This is a genomic window from Alphaproteobacteria bacterium (genome assembly GCA_025800285.1).
Lineage (GTDB): Bacteria > Pseudomonadota > Alphaproteobacteria > JAOXRX01 > JAOXRX01 > JAOXRX01.
Map to the genome: position 1 here is coordinate 1 of JAOXRX010000042.1, position 2494 is coordinate 2494.

The 2494-nt window shown below is 29.4% G+C and carries 3 protein-coding genes; 2 read left to right on the plus strand and 1 reads right to left on the minus strand.

Features of this window, described 5'->3' with window-relative positions:
* Positions 1-195: class I tRNA ligase family protein (locus tag OIF36_02635; protein MCV6599359.1), on the minus strand; the 195-nt coding region annotated here is incomplete at its 3' end.
* A gap of 252 nt (positions 196-447) precedes the next feature.
* Here OIF36_02635 and OIF36_02640 point away from each other — a divergent pair.
* Together OIF36_02640 and OIF36_02645 are read left to right on the plus strand one after the other, a co-directional pair.
* Positions 448-1506 (plus strand): integrase core domain-containing protein, encoded by a 1059-nt coding sequence (locus tag OIF36_02640; protein ID MCV6599360.1) that lies wholly within the window; start codon positions 448-450, stop codon positions 1504-1506.
* 61 nt (positions 1507-1567) lie between these two features.
* The gene (locus OIF36_02645) at positions 1568-2458 is read left to right on the plus strand and encodes a DnaJ domain-containing protein (protein MCV6599361.1); all 891 of its coding nucleotides are present in this window, start codon (positions 1568-1570) and stop codon (positions 2456-2458) included.
* Positions 2459-2494 lie beyond the last annotated feature (36 nt).

Sequence of the window (2494 nt, forward strand, 5' to 3'; positions counted from 1 at the left end):
TCCGATCTGTGCATGTCCAATATGTAAAGAACCTGTTACATTTGGTGGGGGCATCATGATAGAAAAAGTTTTTCCCACACCATTACTGTCTTTGGCTTGAATATCCTTGTTCCCATCTATTTCAAAATAACCTCTATCTTCGCAAATTTTATAATAGTTATCTTCTATTTTTGATGGTTCGTACTTATTGCTCATTGAAATTCCTTAAAATTGGTTCCGCGTTTAAAGAAACCTTTTTATTAATTAATATGTTTATCTAAAATATCCGCGATTATATCCAAAAGTTAATTATTCTTTGGTAATTTAACAAAAACATAAAAACAAATCTATAATTTAATGTTTTATACTATTATCATATTTCTTAGTTAAAATAAAAAATAAACTAAAGATATATGCATAAGTTCAGAAAGATATGGCACTCTTTAGAGGAGAACTAAAGAGTGAATAATGCAAAGAGAATATTTCTTCAATGGAATAAAAGGATACAGCACATTTAAAAGATTTAGCTATCTTTTTGATATGGATAATAAAGAAGCTAATGATAGATATAAAATAATACAATTCTATGATAAATATGGATTAGAAGCAACAATAGAAGCTTTTAATATAAGTAGAAGAACAATCTATAGATGGAAATCAAAACTAAAAGAAAATGGTATCACTTCTCTAAAACCAAAATCAACCAAACCAAAACAACTAAGAACACCAACAACTCCAAAGCTAATAGTAAATGAAATAAAAAGATTAAGAGAAAAATATCCTAACATTGGAAAAGCAAAACTATATATTCTATTAGCTCCCTTCTGTAAAGAAAACAATCTTAGCTTACCATCAGAATCAACAATAGGAAGAATTATTTCAAGAGACAAAGACAAAATGAGATTATTCCCTCATCGTATAGATAGAAATGGAAAAATAAAATCAAGAAAAAAAGAGATTAAAAATAGAAAACCAAAAGGACTTAAAACTGAACCAATGCAACTTTGGGCAGTAGATACAATACAAAGAGTATCTAATGGCATTAGAAGATATATATTAACTATGATTGATCCTAATACAAGAATTGCCTTTGCAGTAGCAATACCAACTAAACATACAAGTAACACTGCAAAAGTTTTAGAAGCATTAATTGATGGACTAACTCAAGTACAATCAGAAAAAAAAGAAAAATTCTTAATTCTTTCAGACAATGGAAGTGAATTTAAAAAAGATTTTCAAACTTTAGTCAAAGAAAAAGAATTAACCCATTACTTCACTTATCCTAAGTCTCCAAAAATGAATGCACACAATGAAAGATTTAATAGAACAATACAAGAGCAATTTGTCGATTATAACAATGATTTACTATTTACAAACATTGATTTATTTAATGAAAAAATGGCTGACTGGCTAATTGATTACAACACAAAAATTCCACATCATTCTCTTCAAATGAATTCTCCGGTACAATACCTTTTAAATATTAATCCTCAGTGCCATATGTATTGGACTTATACACTTGATTGACTTTGACTCAAGTTTTTGATATACTATATATAATATACAAACAAATTATTAGGATTTTAAGATGGCAAAAAGTTTATATGAGACATTAAAAGTAAATGAAAATGCATCAGCTGATGAGATAAAAAAAGCATATAGAAAACTAGCGAGAAAATATCATCCTGATGTAAATAAAGAAAAAGATGCCGAAGAGAAATTTAAAGAGATAAATGCAGCTTATGAAGTGTTATCTGACCCCGAAAAGAAACAACAATATGACCAGTTTGGTGACTCTATGTTTGGTGGTCAAAACTTCCATGATTTTGCAAGAGGTCAAGGTGCAGGAGTTGATTTAGATGAGATTTTAAGACAGATGTTTGGAGGTGCTGGTGGCTTTGGTTCTTCTTCTTTTGGAGGTCAAAGTGGTTTTTCAAGCTTTGGTGGATTTGGAGGTCAAGGTTTTGCCCAAGCTGATTTAGATACACAAGCTCAAATTACTATTCCTTTTGATGTATCAGTTCTAGGAGGGAAACAACATATTTCCCTAAACAATGACTCTTTTGATATAAAAATTCCAGAAGGAATAAAAGATGGTCAAAAAATTAGGGCAAAAGGAAAAGGAAAATCACATCAAGGACAAAGAGGTGATTTAATTATAAAAATAAATGTATCAGCTAGTCCAGAGTACGAAAGAGATGAATTTACACTTACAAAATCATTTGATGTACCTTTAAAGACTGCATTATTTGGTGGGAAAGTTGAGATAAAAACAATTCAGAAAGATATTACACTAAAAATTCCACAAAATACTAAACAAAACCAAAAATTTAGAGTAAAAGAGCTTGGAGTTTTAAATAGAAAAGCAGGAGCAAAAGGTGACCTTTATCTAAAAGCAAATATTGTATTACCTAAAATAGATGACTTAGATGAAGATTTAGTACAAGCCTTAGAAGAGAAACTTCCTGAAACAGTCTAAAAGGCTAAATTATGGACAATAATGCATATCAAGAGC